This window comes from Paenibacillus amylolyticus, from assembly GCF_036894225.1.
Lineage (GTDB): Bacteria > Bacillota > Bacilli > Paenibacillales > Paenibacillaceae > Paenibacillus > Paenibacillus amylolyticus.
The window spans coordinates 1,195,233-1,220,421 of sequence record NZ_CP145892.1; the positions used below are offsets into that span (position 1 = coordinate 1,195,233).

At 47.0% G+C, this 25,189-nt stretch carries 18 protein-coding genes; 16 read left to right on the plus strand and 2 right to left on the minus strand.

Annotation, left to right across the window (positions count from 1 at the left end):
- Window positions 1–527: 527 nt before the first annotated feature.
- The gene (locus V6668_RS05345; protein ID WP_422395268.1) at window positions 528–3,314 is read right to left on the minus strand and encodes a DUF5689 domain-containing protein; all 2,787 of its coding nucleotides are present in this window, start codon (window positions 3,312–3,314) and stop codon (window positions 528–530) included.
- Window positions 3,315–3,537: 223 nt separating this feature from the next.
- Window positions 3,538–4,014, minus strand: coding sequence for an RNA polymerase sigma factor (locus V6668_RS05350; protein WP_076253376.1), 477 nt, complete (start codon window positions 4,012–4,014; stop codon window positions 3,538–3,540).
- Window positions 4,015–4,230: 216 nt separating this feature from the next.
- Here V6668_RS05350 and V6668_RS05355 point away from each other — a divergent pair, with 216 nt between their 5' ends.
- From V6668_RS05355 to V6668_RS05430, 16 genes are all read left to right on the plus strand, one after another.
- On the plus strand, window positions 4,231–4,944 hold the full coding sequence (locus V6668_RS05355) for a response regulator transcription factor (RefSeq protein WP_036606313.1): 714 nt from the start codon (window positions 4,231–4,233) through the stop codon (window positions 4,942–4,944).
- The gene (locus tag V6668_RS05360; RefSeq protein WP_076319400.1) at window positions 4,941–6,407 is read left to right on the plus strand and encodes a sensor histidine kinase; all 1,467 of its coding nucleotides are present in this window, start codon (window positions 4,941–4,943) and stop codon (window positions 6,405–6,407) included. The genes V6668_RS05355 and V6668_RS05360 overlap by 4 nt, the downstream gene beginning before the upstream one ends.
- Window positions 6,404–7,567: a hypothetical protein gene (locus V6668_RS05365; protein ID WP_338707882.1), complete on the plus strand. Its 1,164-nt coding sequence runs from the start codon at window positions 6,404–6,406 to the stop codon at window positions 7,565–7,567. The genes V6668_RS05360 and V6668_RS05365 overlap by 4 nt, the downstream gene beginning before the upstream one ends.
- 216 nt (window positions 7,568–7,783) lie before the next feature.
- A complete protein-coding gene (locus V6668_RS05370) occupies window positions 7,784–8,467 on the plus strand; it encodes an ABC transporter ATP-binding protein (protein WP_036606319.1) in 684 nt (227 codons plus the stop codon).
- 18 nt (window positions 8,468–8,485) lie between these two features.
- Entirely contained in the window at window positions 8,486–9,856 is a 1,371-nt protein-coding gene (locus tag V6668_RS05375; RefSeq protein WP_083677543.1) for an ABC transporter permease, read from the plus strand.
- 28 nt (window positions 9,857–9,884) lie between these two features.
- Complete coding sequence (locus V6668_RS05380; RefSeq protein ID WP_076329418.1) at window positions 9,885–10,961, plus strand: efflux RND transporter periplasmic adaptor subunit; 1,077 nt, start codon at window positions 9,885–9,887, stop codon at window positions 10,959–10,961.
- 570 nt (window positions 10,962–11,531) lie between these two features.
- Window positions 11,532–13,976 carry a glycoside hydrolase family 6 protein gene (locus V6668_RS05385; RefSeq protein WP_179086583.1) on the plus strand — a complete coding sequence of 815 codons (2,445 nt, stop codon included), beginning with the start codon at window positions 11,532–11,534 and terminating at the stop codon, window positions 13,974–13,976.
- A gap of 853 nt (window positions 13,977–14,829) precedes the next feature.
- Entirely contained in the window at window positions 14,830–17,166 is a 2,337-nt protein-coding gene (locus V6668_RS05390; RefSeq protein ID WP_076329479.1) for a rhamnogalacturonan lyase, read from the plus strand.
- Window positions 17,167–17,532: 366 nt separating this feature from the next.
- The gene (locus V6668_RS05395; protein WP_338707883.1) at window positions 17,533–18,546 is read left to right on the plus strand and encodes an AraC family transcriptional regulator; all 1,014 of its coding nucleotides are present in this window, start codon (window positions 17,533–17,535) and stop codon (window positions 18,544–18,546) included.
- A gap of 188 nt (window positions 18,547–18,734) precedes the next feature.
- A complete protein-coding gene (locus V6668_RS05400) occupies window positions 18,735–20,240 on the plus strand; it encodes an alpha-glucosidase/alpha-galactosidase (RefSeq protein ID WP_338707884.1) in 1,506 nt (501 codons plus the stop codon).
- 451 nt (window positions 20,241–20,691) lie between these two features.
- Complete coding sequence (locus tag V6668_RS05405; protein WP_036672526.1) at window positions 20,692–21,051, plus strand: PadR family transcriptional regulator; 360 nt, start codon at window positions 20,692–20,694, stop codon at window positions 21,049–21,051.
- Complete coding sequence (locus V6668_RS05410; RefSeq protein WP_036672524.1) at window positions 21,048–21,743, plus strand: permease prefix domain 1-containing protein; 696 nt, start codon at window positions 21,048–21,050, stop codon at window positions 21,741–21,743. Before V6668_RS05405 ends, V6668_RS05410 begins: the two co-directional genes overlap by 4 nt.
- Window positions 21,740–22,297: a DUF4825 domain-containing protein gene (locus V6668_RS05415; RefSeq protein WP_036672522.1), complete on the plus strand. Its 558-nt coding sequence runs from the start codon at window positions 21,740–21,742 to the stop codon at window positions 22,295–22,297. Before V6668_RS05410 ends, V6668_RS05415 begins: the two co-directional genes overlap by 4 nt.
- Before the next feature lie 132 nt (window positions 22,298–22,429).
- On the plus strand, window positions 22,430–23,200 hold the full coding sequence (locus V6668_RS05420; RefSeq protein ID WP_036672520.1) for an amino acid ABC transporter substrate-binding protein: 771 nt from the start codon (window positions 22,430–22,432) through the stop codon (window positions 23,198–23,200).
- A gap of 112 nt (window positions 23,201–23,312) precedes the next feature.
- Complete coding sequence (locus tag V6668_RS05425; protein WP_036672518.1) at window positions 23,313–23,972, plus strand: amino acid ABC transporter permease; 660 nt, start codon at window positions 23,313–23,315, stop codon at window positions 23,970–23,972.
- Window positions 23,973–24,005: 33 nt separating this feature from the next.
- Window positions 24,006–24,761 carry an amino acid ABC transporter ATP-binding protein gene (locus V6668_RS05430; protein WP_036672516.1) on the plus strand — a complete coding sequence of 252 codons (756 nt, stop codon included), beginning with the start codon at window positions 24,006–24,008 and terminating at the stop codon, window positions 24,759–24,761.
- Window positions 24,762–25,189: the final 428 nt, after the last annotated feature.

Genomic DNA, 25,189 nt, shown 5'->3' on the forward strand with positions numbered 1-25,189 from the left:
AGGGTTCTATATCGTTGTTAAGGTATTTAGAAAATGTAAACTTGCAGGAGCTGGGCTAAGGAACCTGAGAGGCCCTATTTAGCCTTATAAGGCATCACTGGAATTCTAACGAATCGTAGTGGCGCTATTTGTTGCGTTTTGCCCGATTTAACCCTTTGGCAACTGAAATGTAGTTAAATAGCGATGCTGAGGTTCGTTAGATTTTAAAATTCGGCCCAAATGGCCGAATAAGGTCTGTCAGGTTCGTTAGCATTAGGAAAGTGAAACGACTAGGAGAGCCCTTAGTGTAAGTGAGTACTTTCTTGTCAGAGGTCCGATATCTACTTTCTTGCCAGAGGTCCAGTATCTACTTTCTTGCCAGAGGTCCAGTATCTACTTTCTGGACAGTGGTTCAATGTCTGCTTTCTGGAAAATGTCCAACTGTACTCAGCCAAAAAAAAACCGAAACCATGTTGCCCTGTGAATCAGGGAATGTTGGTTTCGGTTTTTTAGTTGCTTGGTTAAACGTTAGGCTTCTTAGCTGAGACTTAGCTAGCCAAAGGCAATGCTTTAGTAACTTGAACCGTAATTGTCTCGGTGCTGGTTACACCTGCGGCGTTGATCAGCTCAGCACGGTACGTGTACGTTCCGTTAGCGCGACCCGACAATTCAGTTGTAGCACTTTGGGAAGCTGGTGTTGCCGCGTTCAACGCTTGTGTATCAATCAATACATCATTCTCATAGAGACGGTACTCGGTTGCGTTTGTACCCCACCAGAGGTTCATGGATACGTTATAGTTGCCGTCACCATCCCAGTTGTTTTGGGACAACGTAGCTTTGCCTGGAGCAGCATTGGTTACTTGTACCGTCAGCACGTCACTGCGTGTTGTGCCTTTGTCATTGGTCAGCTCAGCTACATAAGTATACGTGCCGTTGGCTTTGCCTGTAATGGCGGTTTTGGAGGACTGAGCCGATGGCGAAGCTGCAGTCAACTTCTGCGTATCGATCAGAACGCCATTCTCATACAGTTTGTACTCAGAACCATTTTCGCCCCACCAGAGGTTCATGCTTACGTTGTACGAACCTTCGAACAGGCCAGAGGTATATCCATTATCAGAAGAAAGCACCGGTTTACCCGGTGCTCCTGCAGCTGGAGTGGAAGGCACTTCGCCGCCACCTTGCTCTTCAGCAGGTACAAAATCATTCAAGCTTCTAGGTTTCAATTGATATACATCTTTGAAAATAGCGGAAACGCCTGTGATATCGATTTTGTCACCAGCAGCATAAGGGAAGGAAGTCTCCGTCACACCTGTACGGGTGTCTACACGGATGTGTGTGCTCGTTCCATCTGCTGCTACCGCGTCGAATTCAAAAGATCCAACTGGTGTAGCACTGATGATATTCTCAATCGTTACATTTTTCAATTGAACCAGTTGACCTTGGTTCGCATCTGTAATTGCAGTAACCTCGATTGGAGCAGGTACAGAAGCCGTACCTGTTTTCTCAATCGCAACGATGTCGGTAAGCTCGAACTCGCTGTTATAGATGGTTGTTGCTGCCGTTACTTTCACCTTGTCACCTGCATGGAAGCCGCTAGTATGCTGGAATACGTAGATTCCGGCAGTTTCATCTTGAAGATAGAAGGCTTGTCCACCAAATGCACCTGGCTCTGTCGTCACAACACCTTCGATAGTTACGGTAGTACCAACAGCTTTGGTACGTGCTTCAGCAACGGTGATAGCCGCTGGAATCGGTCCTTCTTCTTCCGGAAGCTGTTCTGCTGGCACATTGCCAACAGTCACGGCATTGGTGATCAGGTTGCTGCCATTCAGACGCAGACGCAAGCTCGCAGCGCCAGTTGTACCTGGTTTGATCCGGACGTTCAGATCTTTGATTCCGCGACCTTGGCTGTCCGAGGTTACACTGAATGTGGAGCTATACCCGTACGAAGTTGGCCAAGTACCACTTTCATTCTGAATCATGGCGACCTGTGTTCCACCAGTCAGATAGATACCGGCACTATAACCGGATACGGTTGTGTTGGGAGCCATGTTCTCCACAACTACACGAATCTGGAAGTCTTCTGCATTCGGAAGGGTATCCTGTTTCACGAAGCTGTATGCAGCGTTCGCACTGGATGCAGGCCCACCGTAAGAACCAGCTTTGAATGTGGAACGATCGTACCACTTGTATCCGGCAGCAGGTGCGGACCAAGGTTCAGCTTGTGGTTCTGTGGAAGCAGCCGGCTCTTCGAATGGCAGCAGCGCTGTAGCTGTGTCCAGTTCAAGTCCGTTCACTTCAGTTAGGCTTGTGTAGTTCTCTTGTGTAGCAAGCCAGTTTACGGTGTTCACGAGCAACACGGCATCATCGGCTTCTTTAAAACCGTCATAAGTTGTTTTGCGTGTGCCTGTCTCTTCACGCAAGTATTTTGGTGATGCATCTTCTACTGGAGAGGAGTCACCGATGAAGGCAGCTTTACCTGCGCCCAGCTTGGATACAGCCACGTAAGGACCTTCTTCAATCCCGCCGCCGTTGTAGACACCTTGGTCTACCGCGTTATTCCATTTTGCGTTGGTTTTTGGCAGGTACACAATACCTTTTGCCTTTTCCGGATCGGTGATTGCAAGTGTTGAACCGGCGTGCATGGCTACAGCCGATACGCCTTCTGTGATGCCGAAGGCTTGATCTGCCGGTACAACGATATTGGCGTTGATATCGCCAAGTGCGTTATAGCGGAAACGTACGCCGAAGTTATCGGACAACCAGTCCGAGCCGGTTACATTTTGCATCGCTTCAGAATTACGCTCATCGGTGCTCATACCTTTGGCCGGATCTTCGAATGCTCCCCGACGATAGCCGTTGATGACTTCAGAGCCATCCCAGCGGTTTTTATTACGGTCTGCATTATAGTGATCTCCAACAAAGAAGATGCTACCGCCCGTTTCAACATATTGTTTCAGTGCTGCTTGTTCGGATGTTTTGAAAGGAATTTGAGGCTCTGCAATAACGAATACGTTATACTCTTTCAGATCATCATAGGTAAATGGAGTTGTCTTGCGAAGTTCTTTGACATAGTAACCATCATTCGCGAGTGCATTCCCGAAGTCGGAGAAACCTCCATCAATGACCCAGTCTGCAGCTCCAGCCGTTTGGCCGTGAGAGTTGTCGAACAATACTTTTTTACCTGCATTTTGGTTCACAACCTTTGCCTGGATGAACGGTGCCGGGTCTGTCGGTCCTTCCGCATGAACCGATGCATCTCCGTTCCATAATCCGACCTGAAGCGGCAAAGCCATGGACAATGCCAGGAGTGATTTTAAAAATACTCCTCGCATACCTGTTAATTTACCCAACCAAATCCCTCCCAAATATTAGTTGATTCATGAGTTCGTCCATATTCTACCACATGAAAATCTCACATAGTCATAACAATTTGTAAAAATTAACTCGATATTTGTAAAATTGGGTCTTTTGACATATCCATAGGTATTTTGGTCCCGTCATAATCCATTCATTTCTGCGTGCATATTGATTTTACGCAAATAAAAAAGCCATCTCTTATGAGATGACTTTGGCCCGAATTCGATTGACGGCATGGAAGACAGAGGATTTAATCATGCCTTCACTGCGATTCACCAGCTCTGCCGTTTCCTTAATGGAGTATCCATGGATGAGGCGAAGTTCTAATATTTTACGATGTTCGGTGTTGTTAATATGGGAAACAAGATCATGAACACCTTCGCTAATTTCAAGGTGGGATGTATCGACGTGATGGGTAGGTACCTCCAGACGACTGTCTCGTCTGAGTGTACGGGTTCGCCTGCGGAAGCTGTCCATCGCCAGGTTACGGGCAATGCGTTTGAGATAATAGAGAATGCGATCTTCAGGGATATCCACGGTAACGTTCATTAGTCGAATGAAACAATCCTGTGCCAAATCTTCTGCATCTTGCGGTTGTTTGACGATATGGGATAGATACCTTGTGATTTCTGATTTATAGTTGACATAAGCATCATTAATTTGTGTGCTGTTCATATGATGTGAATCCCCCTTGGATACAGATCAGGCTTCGGTCCGGTCTGGTATGAGTCTCTTTATGATCCAAGTATATCGGGTGGTTGTTTCCAAAAGGTTCAGAGTTGTATCGGAGTTGTAACATTTCGTGCTTCCCTCTATTCAAGCATACCGCTTGGGATACAAAATAAAGGCAGATGAAGGAAATTCATAGAGCAGGGAGATTACGAAAGTATCATGAGACAAAAAGAGATTTTAATTATTGAGGACGAGGAGTCCATTCGCGATATTTTGTCCTATTCGTTACGTAAGGAAGGATTTGAGATCAAGGAAGCAGCTACGGGAAAAGAGGGGCTGGATCTGCTTCGGGATTCGAAGCCGGATCTGATCCTGCTGGATCTGATGCTGCCGGATATGAGCGGTTTTGATGTGTGCAGGCAACTATCTGTGAACTCCAAGATACCTGTCATCATGATCACTGCGAAGTCGGACATGCTGGACAAGGTACTTGGCATGGAGCTTGGGGCGGATGATTATATCACGAAGCCTTTTGATATCCGTGAGGTGGTTGCGCGCATTCGGGCGATTTTTCGCCGGATTGATCTGATCAGCGAGACACTGGAGAATCAATCCTATGAGGTGGTAAGGCTGGGCAAGCATATTGAGATCCGCAAGGATGAACGGGAAGTGTGGAAAGACGGGGAACGGGCCGGACTCACGAATAAAGAGTATGATCTGTTGTTATTTCTCGTGACCCATCATCGTAAGGTGCATACACGTTCTGAACTACTGGACAAGGTATGGGGATTTGATTTTGCAGGGGATACCCGAACGGTGGATATTCATGTGCAACGGATTCGCAAGAAACTGGATAGTGGTGTGCAAGGAATATCGATGATTGAAACGGTATTCGGTGTGGGGTACAAGCTGAATATTCAGGTACAGACATGAAGTGGACGATCCAGTTCAAAATGGTGGTGTTATTCTCGGTCATTGTCTTTATCGGGTTCTCCGTCCTGCTGATTCTGTCCAATAAGGTAGCTCAGGAGAATATGTACCGGGAAGTGCATGAGGATATGGTGCAATCCAAAAGAAATCTGGACATCGCGCTGAATCAGTACTTCCTGATACATAACAAACGCATGAGCAGAGACTCGCTCGAAGCAGGGAGTCGCGAGCTCGCGGAGCAGATTGGATCAGCCGTTGGTGGGGAGATTGTAGTATATGGCCCCGATGCTTCGCCATACGAATCTGTTGGCAGCGAGGTTAACGTTGCTAAGCGGTCTGACCATCCTGATGTGGAGGAAGCCGTACATTCCCGGATTGCTTACACCACAGTTGTGGATAAGGGTCGGGTCACAGCCAGTCTGTCCTTCCCTCTCCAGATGGATCAACAATTGATTGGAATCGTACAGATGAAGAAGGATTACACGGAATTGTTCAAACGCAACCTTCGTTTTCAAAATACGATCAAGCTGTTTGCAGCGGTTATTTTCGTATTTGTATTTATCGCATCCATCTTTATTTCCCGGAAAATTACACAACCCATCCGTGTACTGACAAAACGTTCTGCGGAAGTGGCCCAAGGAAGTTTGAATGCGGACATTCAGATTACAACCAAGGATGAGATCGGTGAACTGGCTTCAAGCTTTACCGTCATGATTGATCGGGTTCGGGAGCAGATTGATGTGATTGAGCGAGAGCGGGACGAAGTGAAGCAAGTACAGGCCAGAAGCAAAGTCTTTTTTGACAATGTGACACATGAGTTGAAGACACCCTTAACGACGATTCTGGGATACGCCCAGATTTTGCGGGATAACGGATTTACCGACCAGGACTTTTTTGACAAGGGCATGAATTATATCATCAAGGAAAGCCAGCGTCTCAACACGATGGTTGCGGATATTCTGGAGGTCTCGGTCTCCTCTGCGGTCATTCAGGCATACCGGTTCGAACGTATCGATATATCAGATATTATTCGTGAAGCTTGTGAGGACATGTCGATTAAGGCGAGCAAGTACAATATAGGCATTCACTATGAGCTAGAGGAACATCAGTATTTACAGGGAGATCGGGATAAGTTGAAAGAGGTCTTCCTCAACATCCTGGATAATTCGGTCAAGTACAGTGATGTGAACTCCATTATCGAAGTACAATCCTTCCGGTTAGGTGATTCTATCGCTATTATGATCCGTGATCAGGGGGAAGGAATCGGTGCTGAAGCGCTCCAACATGTATTTGAACCCTTTTACCAGGATAAAGGAATCAACAGGGCCGAGAAAGGCAGTGCCGGGCTGGGTTTATCTATTGTGAAGAACATCGTTGAGCGTCATGGAGGAACAGTGGAGATGAAGAGCATCATGCGGGAAGGGACACAAGTGAATATCAGTCTTCCGGGGGAAATGAACGCATGAGACATTCTGGATTTTGGCGTAAAAACCGTGACAGATTGATGCTGTCAGGGTTGTTGATCGCATTTGTCAGCGGGATTTTTGGGATTGGGAGCCTGTTCAGTCTCGGAAATCTCAAACCAAGAACGGTGATTTTGCCAAGTGAGCAGTTCAACAGCCGTCTGGCACCACCACCGAGCAGTACGATTCAGATCGAGTCGGCTACCAAGATTCCAAATGACTTTGCGATCTTTGATTTTAAAGTGGTAGACCGGAACACGATTATATTAAATCAGCCGGAATTTTCCTATTCAGGGCTCAAGTTGTCTCTCCTGCATCTGGATGATAAGGAAGTGAAGAACATTGCGGCTAATACGGATTACGGTGTAACGATCAGCCCGGATCACAAGAAAATCATTTACTCCCAGTATCGGGCAGGTCAGACGCAGAAGACAACGTATGAGTATATAATACAGAGCGGGGAACGTCGCAAGCTTCCGTACGACAACTCGTATTATCGAGTGTTTGTAGGGAACGAATCCTACATCGGTCAGGATGATCTGTTATTTAAACAAGTTGATCTGAGCCAGGGGACGAGTCATGTCATCTACACGTATGAAGAGCTGATGAGCATGTTCACAGGACCAAAACAAGGGAAAGGTTCGAGTGATACGTTTATCGTTATGGATGTGTTGCAGGTCAGTGAGGATCACCAACAGTTTTATATACTGGTGATGCTGAAAGACAAGTATGCCATCTATCGTGTATCGCTTGAGGATGAGCATGAAGTGAAGGCGTATGCTGCAATGGAAGACATCCAACAGTACAAGTTGCTGAAAAATGGTGACATGCTCATCCAGGGAACGATGAATAAGGTTCAGGGGCTGTATCGGTATCACGCATCGGAGGAGCAGTATGATTTGGTATTACAAGGTTCCATCTGGAGCTTCGATCTGGATGCAGATGAATCCCGAATAGCTTACTTTTTCCCGATGGACAGTCAGAATCAGAAGAATGAGTTGCATGTTGCCTACCTGAATGACAGCAAGATTTCGTCGGATACGGTGATCTATCGCAATATTGATAACTTCATCAGTCTGAAATGGAATGACGATGAATTATTTGCTGTAAGCAGCTCAGTGGATAAAAGTGAAATGTACCGCTTTAGTTTCAGAGCCTGGTAAGCTGCGGAAGGTATACGAATATAAGACCTTGGTCTGATGGAGCGATAGCTGCTCTGTGGACAAGGTCTTTTTTTGTTATGACATGTTACAAGTTGGATACAACTCGGGCCAGCCCGGATACATCTCCACCCTATAATGATAAGGGAATGTGCTACGCGAATCTTTACGTAACAATCTCTGTACATATTTAGCAAGTAGAAAGGAAGACATGTAGTAATGCTTCAAGTTGAACAATTATCCCATTCGTTCCGCAATGGCCAGGGAACCGTGCCGGTGCTTCAGGATATCAACCTGACGATTGGAGAAGGCAAGATGGTAGCCCTGCTGGGCAGTTCTGGTTCGGGTAAATCCACACTGCTGAATCTGATGGCGGGGCTGATGAAACCGGATCAGGGCAAGATTCTAATTGCGGGACAAGATATTGTACGTTTCAGTGAAAATCGCCTGGCTGAGTTCAGGCGCAGTCATATCGGGTTTATTTTTCAATCCTATGAATTGCTGTCCAATCTTACGATCCGGGAAAATGTAGAATTACCCTTGGTGTTTATGGGGATAAGTCCTTCGAAACGCAAAGCAAAAGCATTGAAGCTGCTGGAACAGGTTGGACTGGGTGAAAAAACAAAATTGTTCCCGTCCCAGTTGTCGGGCGGTCAACAACAACGTGTCAGTATTGCACGCTCGCTCATTACCGAACCCTCGGTGATCTTTGCAGATGAGCCAACGGGAAATTTGGATACCGAGACGGAGGAAGAGATTATTGCGATTTTGCAACAGCTTAACCGGGATATGAATACAACCTTTGTCATTGTGACACATGAAGCAGAGGTCGCGGAGCAGATGCAAGTTGTGCTTACACTGCAACATGGAATATTGGTTGAAGAGGCTGTAAGGGAAGTTTGAGGCAAAAGGAGAGGAAATGTGAGAATACGGGATGTAGCACGTATGGCCTGGGGACAGATCATTCGCAGAAAAATGGTCACACTGCTGTGCATGATGGGGCTGTCCATCGGCTCTGCCGCCATGATCATTGCACTTAGTGTGGGGCAGTCTGTACAGACCTATAGCGAGAAAACATTGAACGACAATTACAAGATGGATGAAATTACGATTACGCCTAATGAGGGCATTCGTACCGGCAACGGCAAGGGGAATGGTCAGACATCGAAGTTTGAACGGGGAGCATTGACGTTGGAAAAGATTCAGATTATCCAAAGACTTCCTCATGTTGTTGCCGTGGCTCCCATGTTAAAGCTGGATTCGCTGGAAATGGTGCTTCCGGATGGTCGCAGCACGTATGTTGAGGTCATTGGTACCCAGCTGGAGACCCTGGGCGGGTTTGGATACAAGTATGCTGAGGGACGTGGGGCAGAGGATGGTCGTATGGCGGTAACCAGTTATGGGGCTGCATTTGGACTCGTGGACCCCAAAGTAACTCAGAAGTTATTCGAGCAGTTGAATGCTGATCCATATAACAACGAGCTTTTGGAGCAGTTTACGGAAATGTCAGCGAAGCAGGATCAGTTGGTTCAGCAGCTGGTTCAGTTCCGATATGAAGATTATGCGAATGCGAGCAAAACCAAAATGAGTGGTTCTATACGTGTGTCTGGAGAGTTGACGAAGCCTTCCAACATGGATGAGATGAGCGCTCAAAACGATAAAAAAGTATATCTGCCGCTCGATACAGCTCGTGCATTGCAGGATGAGCTTGGATTACAGCAGGCCGACAGCAGTGCGGCCAAGCATCTTAACTCGGCTCTGGTCAAGGTTGAGGATAAACGTTATGTATCCCAGGTGGAAGAACAGATTAAAAAGCTGACGTTAAACACACAGAGTAATCTGTTCCAAGAGGAAGCGATGGCAGGTCAATTGGCGATGTACCAAAAAGCGGCATTGGGGATCGGTGGTTTTATCATGCTGCTGGCCTCATTATCCATTATTGTAGCGATGATTATGTCTACGCATCAGCGTCGTAAACAGATTGGTGTGATGAAGGTGCTGGGCGCAAATCTGTGGCAGATCCGTCAGATGTTTATTACGGAAGCAGCGATGCTTGGATTAATGGGCGGCGTGGCTGGTGTGGGGATCGCCTTTGCTGCCCTCGGCGGGGTGAACAGTCTGCTGGCGAGTCAGATGGCAGATCAGATGAATGGTCCGATGACCGTCGTTATTCAGCAGTCGGCTCTGCCACTTGGCATCGTTTTTGCTGTGCTAGTTGGCATTGTATCAGGTATATATCCGGCAATCAGCGCATCTCGGACCAATGCATTAACTGTGATCAAATCAATGTAATTTTATCAGCGAAAGGGAAATTGGGCACATGAAGAAATGGATTAAAATTATCATCACCGTTGTACTTTTGGCAGGTGCAGGGTACTGGCTGTATGAAAAGTACAAGCCAAAACCGGAGGCGCCTATAGAGATTCCACCCCCGATTACCTTTGATGTGACACAGGAAACGATGACGCAAACGATACAGGTGAAAGGGAAATCCGTATACACCGATCAGACGGATATCTTCGCTCCGTATGCTTCCAACATCAAGCAGTGGCACGTGAAAAGTGGTGAGCAGGTGAGCAAAGGCGATATCCTGTTTAGCCTCGATACTTCCACGTTACAAACGGAAGTAGAACAGTTGCAGAGTGATCTGGAGAAAGCTCAGCTGGAAAACAAGATGAATCAGGTTACCCTGGATCAGGCGAATATGAGTGAGTCCCTTGGCGTGACGGAAGAGGAGCGCAAGAAGGCATTTGCAGATCGGGAAGGTAAACGCCTGACGAATGAATTGAATCAAAAAGCGTTGGTCCTCAAGGAGAAGGAGATACAGAAAAAGCAGGCAGTTATAAGTAAGTCTGTTGTGTATGCTTCCGCTTCCGGTATATTTCAGATGAATGAAGAGGATAGCAAGACACGTGCGGTGACGGAAGGACAGCTGATTGGGTCTATTACAAACATCAGCAAACTGAAATTTATGACGATTGTTGGTGAGGAAGAAATGTTCAGGCTCAAGGTGGGCATGCCAGTTAAGGTGCGAATGACAGCGCAGAAAGACCTGCAATTCACCGGGAAGGTGAGTAAGGTGTCCAAATTCGCCCGCAAGAGTACCGATACGGACCTCAAGCAAGCTTCACAGTTTGATGTGGTCATTGATCTGAAGCCTGACGCCAGAATGTATGGAGGCGTGAGTCTGGAAGGCGATATCGAGACAATGCGGAAGGATAAAGTGACGGTAGTGTCAAGCCTCGCGATCATGCGGGATCAGACCGAGCCTTACGTACTGTTAGACAAAGGCAATGGACAGACCGAGTCGCTGACGATCCAGGCTGGAATGGAATCGGGGGACAAGACAGAAGTAGTTAGTGGCTTGAAACCGGGAGATATTGTCGTTTTGCCTTAGATGTAGGAATATAAGAACAAGACATTATATGTAATGACTAGCTAGACGAACGGTTAATTCGGCATTGTAAAACACGAGGTTCATTGTGGCAGATTGCCACGATGGACCTCGTGTGTCTTTTGGAGCAAGGGATGTCCAGATTCCTGCCTGAATTATGGAAAAAAATATAATTAAATTTATATAATTCAATTTACAGTAAAATTTACATGTCGTATAATCAGAACATAAGGAGGTGACACCGAACATCATGTTTGTAGATGGATAGGCGAAGGCCTTTTTTTTAACCGTTTGAAGAAAGCGCTTACCCGATTTAGGATTCAGACATCCCATAAGTCATTGTTCACACTTCTTCATGTCTAACACACGTTCAACCACACCCACCATATTATACTCATTCACATGATTCGCCCTCACACACCATTTGTTTGCTCAAGATTCCAGTGATACAACCATTTCTTTTGGAGGTGATACAACCAACTCATCCGAACGTTCTCTTCGTGCTAAGCATCATAATGACACAGAGGATCAGACATGAGTACAACCCAATCTAACTAAAGGAAAGGTGGAACTATGAAGACTAAATTGAAAACCAAATCGAGAGGTAAGAAGATCCTGCGCAAAGGTGTAAAGCAAATGTTGGCAGCAACGCTGCTCGCGGCGGGGATTTTCCCTGGACTGTCTCCAGGCTTGGCTCAGGCGGCTGAAGCACATGTGGATAATCCATTTGTAGGGGCAACGGCCTATCTGAATCAGGACTATTCAGCTCTCGTGGATACATCCATTGCACTGACCAACGATGCGTCGTTGAAGGCCAAGATGGAGACCATCAAATCGTATCCAACCGCAGTATGGGTTGACCGGATTGCTGCAATCTATGGCGGTACGGACAACGCTGGTCGCAAAAGTGTAGAGCAACATCTTGATGCCGTTCTCGCTCAAAAGAAACCGGGTACACCAATCACCGCTTCATTTGTTATTTACAATCTGCCCGGACGGGATTGTCATGCACTTGCATCAAATGGTGAGCTTCCACTAACACAGGCGGCACTGCAGACCTATAAAACGGATTATATTGATGTGCTCGCAGATATCTTCGCAGATCCGAAGTATCAGGATATTCGCATTATTGCTGTCATTGAACCGGACAGTCTGCCTAACCTTGTGACCAACCTGAGTACACCAGCTTGTGGTCAAGCCAGCTCAACAGGTATCTATGAGGCGGGTGTGAAGTATGCATTGGACAAGCTGCACGCCATTCCAAATGTGTACAACTATCTGGATATCGGCCACTCCGGCTGGCTTGGATGGGATAACAACCGTTCTGCAGCAGTCGCGCTGTATACAAGTGTTGTGCAAGGGACAGCCGCAGGTCTGAGCAGTGCAGATGGCTTCATTACAAATACAGCAAACACTACACCGCTGGGGGAGCCGAACCTGTCTAACCCTGATCTCAATATCGGTGGACAACCGATTAAATCTGCCAAGTTTTATGAGTGGAATCCTTATTTTGACGAAACCGATTTCACTGCTGCGCTGTATGCCGATTTCGTACAAGCTGGCTGGCCAAGCAGTACAGGTTTCCTGATTGATACTAGCCGGAATGGGTGGGGCGGGGTGGACCGTCCAGCATCTGCTACGGGCAGCAACATCAACGATTATGTGAACTCCGGACGTGTAGATCGCCGGGAGCATCGGGGGAACTGGTGTAATGCCAGTGGCGCAGGTATTGGTGAAGCACCTAAGGCTGCACCAGGACCAGCGCATCTGGATGCTTATGTATGGGTGAAACCTCCGGGTGAATCCGATGGCTCCAGCTCCGAAATTCCGAATAACGAAGGCAAAGGTTTTGACCGGATGTGTGATCCAACCTTCACAACTCGGGATGGTGTATTAACAGGTGCATTGCCTAATGCTCCGGTATCGGGTCACTGGTTCCATGATCAATTCGTGGCACTGGTGAAAAACGCATTCCCTGTACTTCCTGCAAGTAACGGTGGAGGCAATCCTCCGGGCGGAACAACAGCTCCGGCAGCACCAGCAGCATTGACAGCTTCTGCCGGTAACGCTCAAGTCTCCTTGACGTGGACTGCTTCTACAGGGGCTACAAGTTATAGTGTGAAGCGGGCACTGAGTGCATCAGGTCCATTCACAACAGTTGCAGCTAATGTAAGTGGAACATCTTACAGCAACACCGGCCTGATCAATGGTACAACCTATTATTATGTGGTAACGGCAACAAATGCAGTAGGTGAAAGTGTTAACTCTGCAACAGCAACAGCTACACCTGTTGCAGGTGTAACGGCGCCAGCTGCACCGACTGCTCTCACAGCAACTGCAGGCAATGCGCAGGTGAGCCTGACGTGGACAGCTTCTACAGGTGCAACAAGTTATGATGTGAAACGCGCGCTGAGTGCAACAGGTCCGTTCACAACGATCGCGACGAATGTGAGTGGTACGTCCTACACCAACACTTCCCTGACGAACGGCACAACGTATCATTATGTGGTAAGTGCAGTGAATGCAGCAGGGCAAAGTGCCAATTCCGCTGTAGCTTCCGCGACACCTCAAAGTGTCGTTGTACCAACGAGTGATCTTGTCGTGCAATATCGTGCTGGAGATACCAATGCTCAAGATAGCCAGATCAAACCATATTTCAACATCAAAAATCTGGGCAGTACTGCTGTGAATCTGAGTGACCTGAAAATCCGGTATTACTTCTCCAAAGAAGGTTCGGCTGCGATGGATTCTGCCATCGATTACGCTCAAGTTGGCGGAGCCAATATCCAGCGGACCTTCACAGACTCGTATGTGGAGCTGAGCTTCACATCTGCAGCTGGCAGCATTCAGGCTGGTGGACAGACTGGAGACATCCAGCTTCGCATGTACAAAACAGACTGGTCCAACTTTGACGAGACGAATGACTACTCTTTCGATCCAACGAAAACATCCTACCAGGATTGGAATAAGGTAACACTCCACCAAGGTGGAAACCTGGTATGGGGCATGGAGCCTTAAACTTTATTTGTAACTGTCTTAACCGCGATCCTCAGTGTGTTAGAGGATCGCGGTTTTTTGCTATGCATTACAAGAGTCATTTTAGATTGAAGTTCTCACATGAAAATGTATTTAGAATCGCTTGAAGATCCGTAATTAGGATGTGAGAGTGAATGTATTAAGCTGGGCTGTCCTCTGGTCATGAAAATGATCAGGGGGAGGGGGCAGCCCTATTTCTTTTCTAACGAACAGAGGGCACGCTATTTAGTTGAATTGATGCATTTGAAAATTCTAACGAATCGTAGACACGCTATTCAGTTAATTTGGGTGGATTCTGCCCCGTTTAGACCCGATATGGTCCAAATAAGGTTGCTGAGATTCGTTAGGATTCGTTGTTGGAGTTTAACGCCCTAATAGGGTGTTTGAGATTCGTTAGAAAAACTTGGCGGTGAGCTTAAATCATCCTTACGACTGAAGCGTCATCGGGTTGATTTTCCAAACGACTCCTAAAAACACTGATTATTAATCGTTTTGGACGGATATTTGCCTAGGGTCTGGCAGACAGGATGTCTATAATAGAACCCGATGGGCGGGATTCCCTCGCTCGGATTGGAAAGAGAATGGAAGGGGGACCGCACTCTGGTAGTCGGGCAAGCTGATTTCTCTTTTTTAATTTTGTAAGCGTAATCATTATGGTGAGTCTGGTCCGTCGAAGAAGGTCTGTACGAATGATCGAACGTCTAATCATCATCAATGTGTATAAGCGTCACCTATTCTGTCTCAAGGAGCGTGAAGGTAGATGAACTCAGGAACAACAACGCCGGTACATAAAGGATCGGTGTCAGGTCGGCAATTCGGTCGCAAGAAGACTCGTATGCCACTTGCAGCCAAGGTGCTCTCTTCGGCACTCAGCGTAGCTTTGCTCATTGGAGGAACAGCTGGCGTTACGGGAGCGGAAGCTTCGAACGGTAATGGGGCGACGGAGGCTGGCCTGCAATCACATAAGGGGGGCAGTCACGTGAAAGAGATTCAACTGGAATATCTGGATCGGGGACTGGTGGCTGCATCGACATCTGAAGGTGTTTTTCTCAGTTGGAGATTGCTTGGTGACGAGGCCACAGGGTATAGCGACAAAGGGCTGACAGGTACGGACTTTAACGTCTATCGTGATGGCAAAAAGATCGCTACCGTCACCGACAGCACCAACTATGTAGATGCCGCGGGTAAATCGTCTTCCCGTTATGAAGTGGCAGCGGTGAACAAGAAGGGCAAGGAGAGCAAACGCAGTGCATCCGTCAAACCTTGGGCGAACGGCTATGTGGACATTCCACTGCAAAAACCCGCTGATGGCGTGACGCCTGCGGGAGAAGCTTATACGTATTCTGCCAATGACATGAGTGTGGGTGATGTGGACGGGGATGGTCAATATGAGTTTTTCGTCAAATGGGACCCTTCCAACGCCAAGGACGTATCGCAAAAAGGGTACACAGGTAAAACCTACATTGATGCTTACACCTTGGACGGTCAGTTGTTGTACCGGATCGATCTTGGGGTCAATATCCGTGCAGGTGCTCATTATACACAGATGCTAGTTTACGATTTTGACGGAGATGGCAAGGCCGAGATGATGTTCAAGACCGCTCCGGGCACGAAGATTATCAAATATAACAAAAAAGGAAAAGTGACATCCGAGAAGTACATCACACTTCCGAAGCAGGATCGCAAGGCAGGGTACTCAAACGAAGATGATTATCGTTTAAGTGCTGATGGGTACTACGATCATATGGTGGATATGTTCAGAAACTGGCATAAGCACGACGAGGTTGTGAAGGGGAACTGGCCTGCGACATTAGAAGAAGCTTTTGGAATCGAGAAAAAATATAATTACCCATTATCTCAGCAGGATGCCGAGAGTCTGGCCGACTACTTCATTGATGTGTACGCGGTAGAACGCAGTAACCGCAATGAGCTGCGCAAGTTTGAAGGTTTTATCGTGGATGGACCCGAGTACGTTACGGTATTTGAAGGTAAATCGGGCAAAGAGCTGGAGACCATCCCATATGAACCTGAGCGTCATGATGATGGCCTGATGTGGGGCGATTATGCGATGGCACGGATCGAACCGGGGAATCGGGTGGACCGTTTCCTGGCAGGCGTGGCGTATTTGGATGGCAAGAAGCCGTCTGCAATCTTTGCACGCGGATACTACACACGTTCAACGATGGTTGCCTACAATTGGGACGGCAAGAAACTGAAAAAGGAATGGAAAGTGGACAGCGGTTGGACGCCGATGAAGAACCCGTTCAATGATGGGCCGCATGGTGTGGATGGCACAGATCCGCAGTACGGCTCCATTACTACTCAGGGAGCGCACTATTTCAGTGTGGCGGATGTGGATGGAGACGGCAAACAGGAGATTATCTATGGCTCCGCTACGATTGATCATGACGGCAGCGTGCTGTACAGCTCAACAGACCTGATGCCTGCCGAGAGTGCTGCGCCGGGAACCATTGCCCGTCTGGGGCATGGCGACGCACTTCATGTGGCAGATATCGACCCGGATCGTCCGGGACTGGAGATTTTCATGGTTCACGAGGGTGGTCCGTGGGCGCCATACGGTTATTCCCTGCGTGATGCGAAGACCGGAGAAGTAATCTATGGTGGGTACACGGGGAAAGATACCGGACGCGGCATGGTGGGTGATGTTGATCCGACTCGTCGTGGACTTGAGACATGGGCTGTAGGTTTGTGGACAGCTAAGGGTGAGAAAATCAGTGATCAAATGCCGGGAACGAATATGAATATCCGTTGGGCTGGAGATATGACGACACAGATCGTAGATGGTGCGATTGATGTTACACCAACCATCAAAGACTGGAATCGTGGCACGTTGCTGACGGCAACAGGCACATTGACTAACAATCACACCAAAGGTACACCTTCTCTTGTAGCTGATATCTTCGGGGATTGGCGGGAAGAGATGCTGGTGAGAACCACGGACAGTTCCGCGATTCGTATCTATCTGAGTACCGAGAAAACGGACCGCAAGTTGTACACGCTCATGCATGATGCGATGTATCGTGTGGGCATTGCCGGACAGAACAGTGGATACAATCAGCCGTCCTATCCGTCCTTCTACATGGCATCGGATATGGACTGGTCAAAAGTGACGCTGCCTAAGTTCTACACGCCAGGTAAGGGCGGAAAGTAAGCAGGCCGGAGTAATAATAGCTAACAATAGCAACATAACATGTGTTCATGATCAGACTGTAACGTAAGGAAGCATCAGTTTTTAAGAGTTAGTATTAAAGCTTAGAAGCTCTGGAATCCCCATGTGTCTCGGCACATGGAGGTTTCAGAGCTTTTTTACATAAGGATCTGCGGGCAGAGCTTGGCTTGTTCCCAGCCATCTATGTTACGTCATTCTTTTACATCGTTGGAGTTTAGATGCTCGGTAGTATTTATCTAATTAAATAATACAATGAGGCTTCTAACGAAGACAGTTTATATCCAGCCGACAGAATTGTTACAATGGAGAAAAGTGAGGATCGATCGTTGTAGGAATGGAGGTATGGATATGAGCATTACGAAGCACTGGACAGGAAGCCTGTATCAGGAGGCATTGCGAACGGAGGACTGCGGGCCGCGTTTCTACGCGTACTATTACAAGCAGTGGGACAACTATCGTATGTCCTATCACCATCATGATTCCACAGAGATCATGTATATTATTTCGGGAATGTGCCGGGTGGATGTGCAGATGCCGGATGGGGGCTCGGAGCAGGCTGTTTTGAAAAAAGGACAGTTCATTATGCTCGACGCAGGTGTCCCGCACCGTTTGCTGGTGGAAGATGGTGTCCCTTGCCGGATGCTCAATGTGGAGTTTGGATTCTCAAGCTCACCTCCCGGACAGTTATCCATCCGTCAGCTCGCGCAAGAAGAGGAAGAAGTACATGTTTTATTGGCTAATGCTTCGCCATATCTGGTACTGCCTGACCCGGAAGAGGTGTACCACATTATGAAAAGTCTAGTGTTAGAACTCGATCAGCGTGGTCTACTGGAGCAGGGAAGATCAACTGTGCCGATGAGGATTATTCCACCAGAGGAAAGGTTACATTACCGTGAAGCCCGGAATCTCTCGTCACCGGAACAGGGAATACTGGTGCGTACACTGTTTATCCAATTGCTGGTCCGTGTTGCACGTCTGCGCGGAGAAATGAGCCGGAGTGCGCCAGATCAGGCGGAACTGTACGTCAAACGAACCATTGAATTCATGCATCACAATATGGATCGCAACATTCAGATGAAGGATATTGCGGCAGCCGTTAATCTGCATCCAGGCTATTTACATCGTATTTTTCGTCAGCACACGCAGCGCACACCTACCGACTACCTGACGATGCTTCGAATGGAGAAGGCCAAGATGCTGCTTCAGCAGACCAATATTCCGATTTCGGAAATCTCTGACTATGTTGGAGTAGGCAGTCGTCAGTATTTTCATATGTTGTTCAAAAAATATACAGGTCGTACGCCGGTTGAATTTCGCTCCTCTATGGAACGACATGTCAGTCAGTACCCGTTGGATGAATGAGCCGATTGCAGTTATTTCGAATACAACTGGATTATTGGAGCTAGCGCGTAAAAGTTAGGATTTTTGACAACAAGATCTTGAACAGGTCATGATTTTGATAACGCTTCCCTATATGCGGTTGGTACAATGATTTCATGAAGAGAGTTATTAACCGAAGCGAAAGATTCGGATTAGGGGAGGACATAGGGATGTCTTTTAAAGTGGCGTTTATCGGGGCAGGAAGTATCGGATTTACACGGGGATTGTTAAGGGATTTGCTCACGGTACCCGAGTTTAACAACATTGAAATTGCGTTCTGCGATATTAACCAACACAATCTGGACATGGTGACTGAGCTGTGTCAGCGGGATATCCGTGAGAATGGATTGAAGATTCAGATTCAGCCAACAACGGATCGGAAAGAAGCGTTGAAAGATGCGAAGTATGTACTGTGTACGATTCGTGTTGGGGGACTGGAAGCATTTGCAACCGATGTGGATATTCCACTGAAATATGGTGTTGATCAATGTGTCGGCGATACGCTGTGTGCAGGCGGCATTATGTATGGACAACGCGGAATCGCCGAGATGCTGGACATCTGTAAAGATATTCGTGAACAGAGTGCACCCGACGTACTGCTCTTGAACTATTCCAATCCGATGGCGATGCTGACATGGGCTTGCAACAAGTACGGCGGTGTGCGGACGATCGGACTGTGTCATGGTGTACAGCATGGTCATCATCAGATTGCGGAAGCTTTTGGATTGAAAAAGAGTGAAGTGGATATTGTCTGTGCCGGCATCAACCATCAGACCTGGTATATCCAGGCTTCTCATGAAGGTAAGGATCTTACAGGTGATCTGCTCGAAGCCTTCGAAAAACATCCCGAGTACAGCCGCACCGAGAAAGTGCGGATCGATATGCTGCGCCGCTTCGGTTACTACAGCACGGAATCAAATGGTCATCTGAGTGAATATGTGCCGTGGTACCGCAAACGTCCGGAAGAGATCAACGACTGGATCGACCTCGGCAACTGGATCAACGGAGAGACGGGTGGATATTTGCGGGTGTGTACCGAGGGGCGCAACTGGTTTGAAACTGATTTTCCAAACTGGATGAAGGATGAACCGATGCAATTCATTCCGGAAAAACGGGGCGAGGAGCATGGTTCGTATATTATCGAGGGACTGGAGACCGGACGCGTCTATCGCGGACATTTCAATACCGTTAATAATGGAGTCATCTCCAACCTGCCGGATGATGCGATTATTGAAGCACCGGGATATGTGGACCGCAACGGCATCTCCATGCCACGTGTAGGCGATCTGCCACTCGGTCCGGCTGCGGTATGTAATGTGAGTATTTCCGTGCAACGCCTCGCGGTTGAAGCAGCGGTCAACGGAGATGACAAATTACTTCGTCAGGCGTTCATGATGGACCCGCTGGTGGGTGCCGTGTGTAATCCAAAAGAAATTTGGCAGATGGTCGACGAGATGCTCGTTGCACAGGCCGAGTGGTTGCCGCAGTACGGAGATGCGATTGCAGCTGCAGAAGCAAGACTTGCTGCAGGTGACTTGATTCCAACAAATGAATATGAAGGTGCAGCACGTCTGAAGGTGAAAACAGTGGAAGAGATGCAGCAGGATCGCGATGCCGCGAACAAAAACGCGGGGGAATCCGATAAAGGGAAAGATCGCGAGAAAGTGCAGCAATAGATAAAAATGCGTAAGGGCCTCTCCGAAATGGAGGGGCCCTGTTTGTTTCTATTTTTTTTCGACACCACGGATAACAAAGGCAAAAGAGGTATCACCCAAGGAAACCTGGGAATTTTGAGGGGAAGTCCAGCGGGCAAAGGCTCCATAATAATGAGTACCTTTTTCCTGCGCTAACTGGAATGAACCTTCTCGCAAAGAGTTGAGGGTGAGGCAGTTTTGTTTGTACCATGACTTGGAGTAGGATTACAGCCGGATAATATAAGCAAAGTTGAAAGAAATAACAATGGGGTCAATGTTCTTATCGGATTGAAGAATTTTATTTGCAAGAGAGGAATGTTGCTAGTGTTACTCTTGCGATGCATATTTACCATGTGATACATATTACCTTTACAGACATAGTAATATGTCTTATAGTATACACAGGACGAAAGAAAGTCGGTGAAACTCGTAGATGGATGTGCAAGTGATTAACAGTGATCTGATTCGGGGCAATATTGACCCCATCATTCTGAGTGTACTTATACCCGCAGATAACTATGGTTACAGCATTATTAAGGAGATCTATCGTAAGAGCGGAGAGCAGTTTGAATTGAAGGAACCTACGCTTTATTCCAGTTTGAAGAGGCTAGAGAAGAGTGGATATGTGGAGTCCTACTGGGGGGGAGAGACGCAGGGAGGACGACGCAAATATTACCGAATTACAACGCAAGGCCTTGAAGCCTATAGAGAGCAGGTTCATGCTTGGCAAGCAGCCAAGGCACTGATTGATTGCATGATTGTCACTGGAGAAAAAGGAGATGAAGACCTATGAGATTGGATGCTCGCATCACCCGTCATGTGAATCGTTTGTTCGCTCACGCACAAGATACATTAGACAATCGAGAATTAAAAGAAGAGATTCACAGCAATCTCGCTGCGCGGATTGACGATTATATCTCGCAGGGTATGAGTGAAGAGAAGGCGTTCCAGACCGCCATTCAGCATATCGCTGGTATGGATGAAGTGATGAGTGACCATCGAAGGGTACAACGTGTTCCTTACTGGACAGCGTTGTTGCAGTCTGCTCTGATTTATAGCCTCATAGCCTGGATCATTACCATTCCAATGAGAGTGCTGATGCAAGGCTCCGCCATAAACAATCTGCTTATGATCGTGAGTCTCATTGTTGGTGGCACATATGTATTGTATCTGTTGATCAACAAGTCGAACGATTCTGCAACTTCCGTGAAAACAACGGTTATTCGAATCCCTGCCTTAGTGCAGTGGAATCGCAGGATATGGTGGTTGTGGGCAGCATTAATACTCGTACTATGGGGAACGCAGGCAGCGTTGCGATTCGGAAGCAACATCTGGTTTAATCGACCCATTCAGGTGGATGGACCCTATCAGTTTGCTGTGATCGTCATTGCCTTTGCCATCCCATTACTGAGTGTCATTATTCCTTTGGTTGTGCATCGGGCGTATCGGATTGTTAGTAAGTATGAAGTGAGTGATGCGTTATGAGAATTAGAAACATATGGATTATAACACTTGTTGTGTTGGGCATCAGTGGCTTAGTGATTGTTGAGGGCTTCGTTAATCCGAAGATCGAGGCGAAACAGGCTCGGTACGAGGAAGAGCAGCAGAATCCGCTGACACATGATTTTGCCGCTTTAGCCAAATATCGCAGTCCCTACATGGGTGATAATTCAAACCTTAGTCATCTGAATCAGGCTTTACCTTTACGTGAAAGATTGAATGGTTACCAACTGTATCCGGAGACCTTCACGGTCCAAGTGAATTATAGCTTGGATACGCGTGAGATGGATACAGAGGAACTTGAGCGGATACTTGTATATAATGCGGTTGCGAACTTCGTTATGATCGATAATCTGGAGCAGATCGTCTACCAGTTTGAGAATACCAGCCATACCTTACGTCGTGAATCTGCCCAACAATGGACAGGTACGGAATTAAAGGAACTTCAGAACCCGGAGCTATGGAATTCGACTGTACGCGAGAAGCTGGTAGAACCGGCACAAGTGAAAGAGGCTTTTTCACAGATTGTTGACAATTAAACTGCATGAAATAGAAGGAAATAGGCAAGAGACTCGACTCTTCTCCCATGCTATGTTATTATAAATCTCTGATAACGTGGTAACGAACTAAAGCGTTTGGGTTTTGGTTATAGACATGGAGGGGTTCGAGAGATGAGAAAAAAAGCGATTCTACTATTATTCATTAGCATATGTGTATTGATTGTGGCTGGTTGTTCCAGTTCCGCAAGCAAAGACGATAACACGATTGTTGTAGGAATTGATGACAAGTTTGCTCCAATGGGTTTCCGGGACGAGCAAAATGAAATTGTTGGTTTTGATATTGATTACGCAAGAGCTGCAGCGGAGAAAATGGGTAAAGAAATCACATTCCAGCCGATCGACTGGTCTTCCAAAGAGTCAGAGCTGAACAGTGGCCGGATCGACATGATCTGGAACGGGTACACCATTACGGATGAGCGTAAAGAGAAAGTACTCTTCACGAAGCCGTATCTGGAAAACAGTCAAGTAGCTATTACCTTGGCAGACTCGCCAATCACAAAGCTGGATGAACTTGATGGTAAAAATGTGGGATTGCAGGCGCTGTCCTCCGCGGCAGATGCACTGGCAGCAAGTCCTTTGAAGGATAAAGTGAAAGCTTCCGAATTTAAGGATAACGTGCTTGCACTAACGGATCTGAAGACAAAACGTCTGGATGCGGTCATCATTGATGAAGTGGTAGCGAGATACTACATGTCCAAAGAAGAGGGAACATTCAAACTGCTGGATGAATCTCTTGCACCGGAACAATATGGCATTGGTATCAAAAAAGGCAATGAAGAGCTTCTGAATCAGCTGCAAAAAGCGTTGGATGAGCTGAATGCAGACGGAACAGCTGCTAAAATCTCCACCCAATGGTTGGGTGAAGATAAGGTTCTGAAATAGGCAGGTTACACACCTGTTATATAGTTAGAAACAAAACGGACCCCGTATTCCATGCTGGAGCGATTTATGCCCCAGAGGAATGCGGGGTTAACAGATTAGAGGAGACAACACAATGAGTTGGGATTATTTATCGACCATTTTAAAACCTATGCTAGAGGGTGCACAGACCACCATTTTCATGTTCTTGCTAGCGATCGTGTTATCTGTACCGCTTGGATTTGCGGTCACGCTTGCGATGAGAAGCCAGATTAAACTGCTGGCGTGGATTGCCCATACGTATGTATATGTGATGCGAGGAACACCGCTACTGCTCCAAATTCTATTCTTCTGCTTCGGTTTACCGTTGCTTCCGGTGATTGGAGAGTATCTGGTGTTTGATCGTTTTGTTGCAGCGGGGATTGCGTTCATCCTGAACTATGCGGCGTACTTCGCTGAAATCTTCAGGGGCGGACTGCTTTCCATTGATAAAGGGCAACATGAGGCAGCGAAGGTACTGGGGTTAACAAAGTGGCAAACGATGACTAAAGTCATTATTCCTCAGATGATTCGTGTAGTATTGCCCGCAACGGCCAATGAATCCATTACGCTCATCAAGGATACGGCACTGCTCTATGCCGTGGCTGTACCTGAGCTGTTGTATTACGCCCAAGCGGCGGTAAATCGCGACTTACAGCTGACACCTTTCTTCGTGGCGGCGGTTATGTATCTGCTCATGACACTCGTACTCACCGTGCTGTTCAAGCTACTTGAGAAGCGGTTTTCATTTGAATAAATTAAATCTGATCAATCAAAGGACTGTCTGCATATGACACATATAATAGAAGTAAATCAGTTGAGAAAATCATTCGGTGCACTTGATGTACTGAAACAGGTATCTTTTAACGTGGAACCAGGCGAAGTAATTGCCGTCATCGGACCTTCGGGTTCGGGGAAAAGTACGATGCTGCGCAGCCTGATTCATCTGGAGGATATTTCGGGTGGAACGATTCGCATTCAGGATCAAACGTTGGTTGATAATGGCCGTTACGCGGGTGCCGCAGATATTCGCAAGATGACGGATCGTATGGGTATGGTGTTCCAGCATTTCAATTTGTTCCCGCACCTGACTGTACAAGATAATTTGGAACTTGCACCGAAAACTTTGAAAAAAGAAAGCTCAAGCGTCATTCGATATCGTAGTCTGGAATTACTCGGCAAAGTAGGGCTGTCGGACAAGGCCGATGTCTACCCTGGTAATCTGTCCGGTGGACAGAAACAGCGTGTAGCTATTGCCCGGGCACTGATGATGCAGCCGGACATTCTCCTGTTTGATGAGCCGACGTCGGCACTCGATCCAGAGCTGACCGGGGAGGTATTACGCGTAATCAAACAACTGGCACAGGAAAATATGACCATGATGATTGTCACGCATGAGATGGGCTTCGCCCGTGACGTTGCGGATCGTGTATTTTTCATGGATAACGGGGAAATTGCAGAGGCAGGTCCACCAGAACAGATCTTCGGCAATCCGAGGCTCGCACGTACCCGGACGTTTTTACAGCGGGTGAAAGTGGAAGGATAGAAGGTATTCCAAATCTAAGAAATGTCAAAAGAACGCAATCCTATGAGTAATAAGGGAGTGCGTTCTTTTTTTGAAAGTAATGGCTTATGTCCACAGGTATATGTTCCAGATAATCAGTACAAGGGTCAACAAGATATAAGTTGCTACATTCCAATGGGTTCGAATTCTAAATGTCGTATAACTCATGATTCCAAACAAAATAATACTAAAACATAGAACAGCTACATTATTTCGATAAACAGCGATGATCACAAGCATCAAAATCATAAGTATATTCATGACTTTATCGATTCTCATCGTAGTGATCCCCCAGAGATATTCAGAAAAGTATTACGACTATAATAATATCTATATGTTAGAAGTATTCTTGATTTATATCATCACAAGGATAAACGGTTCTTAAATTCATATCCTTGAAGTACAATCTA